Annotated in this window: 6 protein-coding genes; 3 read left to right on the top strand and 3 right to left on the bottom strand. The window is 30.1% G+C overall.

Annotated elements, in window-relative coordinates:
• Window positions 1-141 precede the first annotated feature (141 nt).
• A complete protein-coding gene (locus Q0370_RS11380) occupies window positions 142-768 on the top strand; it encodes a hypothetical protein (RefSeq protein ID WP_299575814.1) in 627 nt (208 codons plus the stop codon).
• A gap of 90 nt (window positions 769-858) precedes the next feature.
• Here the strand turns inward: Q0370_RS11380 and cbiT are convergent, their stop codons facing one another.
• The 3 genes from cbiT to Q0370_RS11365 form a co-directional block, all read right to left on the bottom strand.
• Window positions 859-1,428 carry a precorrin-6Y C5,15-methyltransferase (decarboxylating) subunit CbiT gene (cbiT, locus tag Q0370_RS11375; RefSeq protein ID WP_147006094.1) on the bottom strand — a complete coding sequence of 190 codons (570 nt, stop codon included), beginning with the start codon at window positions 1,426-1,428 and terminating at the stop codon, window positions 859-861.
• Window positions 1,429-1,620: 192 nt separating this feature from the next.
• A complete protein-coding gene (locus tag Q0370_RS11370) occupies window positions 1,621-2,985 on the bottom strand; it encodes a PFL family protein (RefSeq protein ID WP_299575810.1) in 1,365 nt (454 codons plus the stop codon).
• Window positions 2,986-3,036: 51 nt separating this feature from the next.
• Window positions 3,037-3,312: an ACT domain-containing protein gene (locus Q0370_RS11365; RefSeq protein ID WP_299575808.1), complete on the bottom strand. Its 276-nt coding sequence runs from the start codon at window positions 3,310-3,312 to the stop codon at window positions 3,037-3,039.
• 165 nt (window positions 3,313-3,477) lie between these two features.
• On the opposite strand from Q0370_RS11365, the gene sppA reads away from it, so the two are divergent.
• Window positions 3,478-5,265: a signal peptide peptidase SppA gene (gene sppA / locus Q0370_RS11360; RefSeq protein ID WP_299575806.1), complete on the top strand. Its 1,788-nt coding sequence runs from the start codon at window positions 3,478-3,480 to the stop codon at window positions 5,263-5,265.
• Window positions 5,266-5,404: 139 nt separating this feature from the next.
• Window positions 5,405-6,262 (top strand): YitT family protein, encoded by an 858-nt coding sequence (locus tag Q0370_RS11355; RefSeq protein ID WP_299575804.1) that lies wholly within the window; start codon window positions 5,405-5,407, stop codon window positions 6,260-6,262.
• Window positions 6,263-6,332: the final 70 nt, after the last annotated feature.

The following is a 6,332-nucleotide window of genomic DNA, read 5'->3' as shown; positions in this document are numbered from 1 at the left end:
TTATATTATTTAAATTTTTATGTTAAATTTATTCCAAAAAATATCTAAAATTAAATATAATTTTCCAACTTGTTTTTCAAAAATAATATGCTATAATTAACGTAGTTATACTTTAATCAAAAATAGAAAGCGAGAATTTTTATGAAAAATAAATTACTTATAGTTATTTTAACTTTTACTATATCTTCGTTCTTATTTAGTTACCCTGTTTTTCGCAGCGATAAAGTCAGTCTTAGTGAAAGTGAATTGCAAAAAAATAATGCTCAGATTGAAAATCTGCTAAGTCCGAAAAATTTATTTCAAGTTACAGATGAAGAAGTTACGGCGTTTTTAGGATTTTCTTCTCCAAATGAAGTTAAAGTGATGAAAATTTTAATGGAAGAACAGTTTAAAGACGCTTCTTTTATAATTACGAAAATTGAATATCGTTCTAATACAGTTGCAGCCGTTTCTTATGAATCGAATGTAAAAAATCTTTCTGAAAAAGATTATAATGCTATTATTAAAACTATTGGGTTTAAATTTAAACAAAAATATGGATTTAATATAAGTGAAATTTCAAAAAAATCTTCATCAAAAATTCAGGAACAATTGTACTTAAAAGATGTTTTTTCTATTACAGCAGATGTAGCTCATACTGAAATTACAAAAATTAAAACATATAAGAAAAACTCAGGTTTTGTAATGTTAAGCAAGACTAAGAATGGATGGGATATTTCAAATCAAGGTGTAGGAATGTCATTTGGTAAAGTGTATAAAATTAAATAATATAAAAAATTTGTGTAATTCTCTGATTATTCTTGATAAATAAATATCTTTTCAGAGTTTTACACAAATTTAAATTATTATTTTTATTTATTATTTCTTCGCAGTAATCACATAAATTGGATTTTCTGCCATCATCATATTAAAATCCTTAACTTTTCTATTTTTACTTACGATAATCTGACAAATATCCACATCTTTAAAATTGTATTTTTTCAGTTCCTCAACAGCCGTAGATATATTTTCCAGTACGATAAAATTTAATACTAAAATTCCATCTTCAACAAGATTATCATAAGAATATTTTATAATTTCCACCAGATTTCCAGCCGAACCTCCAATAAAAATTTTATTAAACTTTGTATTTAAGTCTTTTAGTCCATCTGGCGCCATTCCTTTTATTATATTAAGATTTTCTAATCCAAATTTTTCTTTATTTTTATGAATCAGCTCAACTGCCTCGTCATTTCGCTCAATTACAAAAACTTTTCCGTTTCGTGCAAATCTTGCCATTTCCATACTCACAGAACCAGTTCCGCCACCAATGTCAAGACAAATATCATCATCTTTCATCTCCATTTTCCCAAGACTTACAAAACGAATCTCCTCTTTTGTCATAGGAACTTTTCCTCTTAAAAATTCTTCATCTTTTATATGATACATTTTATTACTCCTTATTTTAAATTATAGTTTAAAAAGAAAGCCAAGAGTAAATCCTAACTTTCTATTTTTTATTTGTTGTATAGTAAAACTGCTTTAAAGCCGAACTTAAAAGTTATGACTATTTTACTCAAACCCTAAATTTATATAATTTTCAATAGTTCGGTTTTAAATGGGTTCGAGTATATTTTTAAATTAATTTTTTAATGCCTGAATTGGGGGAGCCACTTTTCCACCACGATTAATTAGCACAGAACAGTCTAAATTATTTATGTTTATAATATCTGCTTCTCCTAGAAGTCCTCCAAACACTACTCTATCTCCAGCTTTTTTTCCAGGAACTGGGATTATTCTAACTGCAGTAGTTTTACTGTTTACCATTCCAATTGCCATTTCATCTGCTATTATTCCAGAGATTACAGCTTCTGAGGTATCACCTGGAATAGCTATCATATCAAGTCCAACAGAACATACACAAGTCATCGCTTCCAGTTTTTCAAGCGTCAAATATCCTTTGCTTGTAGCTTCTATCATTCCCTGATCTTCACTTACTGGGATAAATGCCCCTGTTAAGCCTCCAACACGAGTTGCAGCCATTGCTCCGCCTTTTTTTACAGCATCATTCAATATTGCAAGTGCAAGTGTTGTTCCATAAGCTCCGACTGCCTCCAGTCCAAATTCTTCCAGTACATTTCCAACACTATCGCCTACTGCTGGAGTTGGTGCAAGTGACAAGTCAATTATTCCAAATTCAACCCCAAGTCTTTCAGCAACTTCTTTTCCGATTAATTCTCCCATTCTTGTGATTTTAAAACTTACTTTTTTTATTGCTTCTGTTATTTCATCAATTTTTGCTGTTTTTGAAATGTTAGCAAGTGTGTGTCTTACAACCCCTGGCCCACTAATTCCAACGTTTAGCACAACATCTGGATTTTCTACCCCATGAAATGCACCCGCCATAAACGGATTATCAGGAACAGCATTTGTGAATACGACAAATTTTGCGGCTGCCAGTCCGTCTTTATTTTTGGAAAGTTCAGCCAGTTCCTTTACAGTTTTTCCCATCATTTTTACAGCATCCAAGTTGATTCCTGACTTTGTAGAGCCTACATTTACAGAGGAGCAAACTCTGTCTGTTTCAGAAAGCGCTTTCGGAATACTGTTTATCAGTTTAATATCGCCTTGTGTAAAACCTTTGTCCACAAGTGCTGAAAATCCTCCAATGAAGTCAATTCCTATTGTTTTTGCCGCTCTATCCAGTGCTTTTGCAAAAATTGTGTAATCTTCGGCGTTAGTTGCATTTCCAATTATTGAAATTGGAGTAACCGAAACTCTTTTATTAATAATTGGCATATTGTATTTACTTGCCACTTCATCAGCAATTTTTACCAAATCTTTTCCATTTTCTGTAATTTTGTTATAAATATTTTCTGCTGTTTTTTCGGCATCTGCATCAATGCAGTCAAGCAGGCTTATTCCCATTGTGACAGTTCTTACGTCAAGGTGCTGCATTTCTACCATATCTATCGTTTCCAGTATCTCATCAGGTAATAAATTCATTTTTCCCTCCTAAATTTCTTATAATAATTGCTCTCGAAAAATTCTGAAAAATTATATTCTGTGCATCGCCTTGAAAATATTTTCATGTTGCAAGTAAACTCTTACTCCAATCTTTTCCTCAACCGCCTTAAACTCTTCCTGTAATCCTTTTATATCCGTATTTTTAGAAGCTTCCACAAGCATAATCATCGCAAAAATATCATTTTCAAACACTTTTTGAGTTATGTCTATAATATTCAAATTAAGTTCACTTAACTTTGTCGATACATTCGCAACAATTCCTGATTTATCGGCTCCAATAACTGTAATAACTATTCTATCGCTCATCTTCATACCTCCATCTTCATAAAATTTAAATTATTTTTAAATATGCTAAATTATCGCATAAATTTAGGTATTTAGCAAGTAGAAAATTTAATTGCTATTTATTACTTAAAGTGATATAATTTGTCATATTTAATATATAAAACTACTTAAGGAGGAAAATAAAAAATGAAATTTTGGAATTTTTTCAAAAGAGCTTTGATATACACATTAAAAGAAATATATTCATTTTTTCTGAAACTTTCATTATTAATATTTATAACTATCATTATTGGAATTTCAGCTATTGCTATTTTTAATTCAAAAGCTAAAAAGGAAAATGCAAAAAAAAGTTATGAGTATATACTCTTTAATGTTTCTGATGCCAATGAAGACAAAATCATAGGTTCAGACATTTTTTCAGAAAGAGAGAATCTATCTTATATGGATATCCTTCAGAGCTTAGACGACATAAAAAATAACAGGCAGGTAAAAGGTATCATTATTTCCTTGGATACGATAAACTTATCATCTTCAAAAATTGAAGAACTTTCGAAAAAATTTGAGGAATTAAAGGCAAACAACAAAAAAATATATGCTTTTGGAGCTTATATTACAAACGCTAACTATAAGCTAGCTGCTATTGCAAATGAAGTTATAATGGTTCCTTCCACTTCTGCCAGCTTGGATTTAACTGGTTATCATTATTCAGATATTTACTATAAAGGATTGTTTGATAAATTAGGAGTAAATATGGAAGTTGTACGTATTGGAAACTACAAGTCATATGGTGAAAATTATACTGGAAATGAAATGACTCCTGAATTACGTTCAGAACTTACAAGAATACTGGAAAACAGATATGATAAGTTCATCACTGATATTTCCAAAAATCGTAAGATTGATAAAAATGCACTAAACACCGATATTGTAAATGGAACTGATACAAGCTTGACACCATTTGCAGCCCGTGATAAAAACCTGGTTGATAAACTAGAACATTTTTCTGATTTTACAAAACGTTTAAATATTCGTGAAGATAATGTAGCAGATATTACTGACTATTATGAAAAAAGGGTAAAAGATCAAAATATCGGAAATCCTAGAAATGGAACTATTGCTGTAATTTATGCTGAAGGTTCAATTCTATACGATCCAAATGGAGTTACAGAAGGAGTTATAACACCTGATAATATCCTTGAAAAAGTTGAAAAAGCTATGAAAACTAAAAATTTAAGAGGAATTGTGCTTCGTGTAAATTCAGGCGGGGGTTCAGCTCTTGCTTCAGAAGTAATTTATCAGGAACTGACAAAACTAAATATTCCAATTTATGTTTCAATGTCTGATACTGCAGCTTCTGGTGGTTACTATATCTCAATGGCTGGAAATAAAGTTTTTGCAAATAATGCCACAATTACAGGTTCAATTGGAGTGGTTTCAATGATTCCAAAACTTTACAATGCACAGAATAAATATGGAATTCATTCAAATTCAGTCTCAAAAGGAAAATATTCTGATATCAATGACAGCTTTGCTCCGCTATCTGAAGAATCTCGTGCCAAAATTACTCAATCAATGGAAGAGACATACAAAGAATTCAAATCACGTGTTTCTAAAAATCGTAAAATTGATGAAAATACTCTTGAAAACTATGCACAAGGTAAGATATGGCTTGGAGATGAAGCAAAAAATATAAATTTAGTTGATGGAATTGCGAGTCTTGATGAAGTTATAAGAATAATGGCCAAAGATTTAGGATTACGACAAAATTATGCTGTAGAAAATATTTATCTGGAAGAAGATTTTTCAAAGAAACTAAGATCTCTTACAAATATGATTACAGAAAAATTCAGTTTATCAGCACAGTTACAAAAAAGTATGCCTCAAGCAAAAAAAGCATTTAGCGAATACGACTTTGCAGTACAAAATCAAAATAAACCACTATATTATTTAACATATAAACTGGATTTATATTAATAAATAAATTTAAGCGAAGTGAAAAATGAGAACATTTATAAATAAATGCTTTTGAAACTTCGCTTTTTATATCTAAAAAATACAGGATTATACGTTATCCTAAATTAACGTAAATATTTTTAGTGAGGATATATATTATATGAATAAAAAAGCAATTTTCAAATTGATTAAAGAATATTTTTTAATTGGACTAGGTACTCTTATTCTTGCAATTGGACTCCAATTTTTCTTTTTCCCAAACAAAATAGCCAGTGGAGGCGTAACTGGATTAGCACTAGTCGTAAACAGCATATTTGGATTTTCTACAGGACTTTTTGTAGCCATTAGCAATCTAATCCTATTTACTTTAGCCTTTATCGTAATTAGTGGGCAATTTGGATTTAAAAGCATTTATGCGACTGTACTTTTATCTGTTTTTCTTTCACTTTTTGAAAAATTTTATCCAAATTATACTCTTACAAAGGATATATTTTTAGCTACTGTATTTGGAAGTACTATTTGTGCTTTGGGAGTAACTATCATCTACTTATACGAGTCTTCTACTGGAGGTACTTCAATAATTGCTAGAATTGTTAACAAATACTGTCATATTGGCTATGGAATGTCTAGTTTTATCGTTGATGCCATTGTTACTCTGTTAGCAATTTTCGCATTTGGGATAGAACTTGGACTTGTTGGGCTTTTAAGTGTATATATAACTGGTTTTATTACCGATAAATTCATTGAGGGATTTAATTCACGAAAACAGATTATGATTATTACATCTAATAAAGATGTTGTCCTAAACTATATTCTAAAGGACTTTGACAGAGGTTGCACTGTTCTTAAAGGTGTTGGTGGTTTCTCTGGAACAGAAAAAGACATTTTAATAACAATTATTGAAAGAAGACAGTTTATACAATTAAGAAAGTTTTTAAAAGAACATGATCCTTCTGCTTTTGTTACAGTTACAGATACTACAAAAGTCTTTGGAGAAGGATTTGATCAACTGCATTAATTTTATTAAAAAATTTATTTGACAAAATGTTTTTTTATGATATAATGTAATCAAGAAATATTTGTAATTA

It is taken from the genome of uncultured Leptotrichia sp., from assembly GCF_938036635.1.
Taxonomy (GTDB): Bacteria; Fusobacteriota; Fusobacteriia; order Fusobacteriales; family Leptotrichiaceae; genus Leptotrichia; species Leptotrichia hongkongensis.
This window is presented reverse-complemented; position numbering and strand designations above follow the sequence as displayed.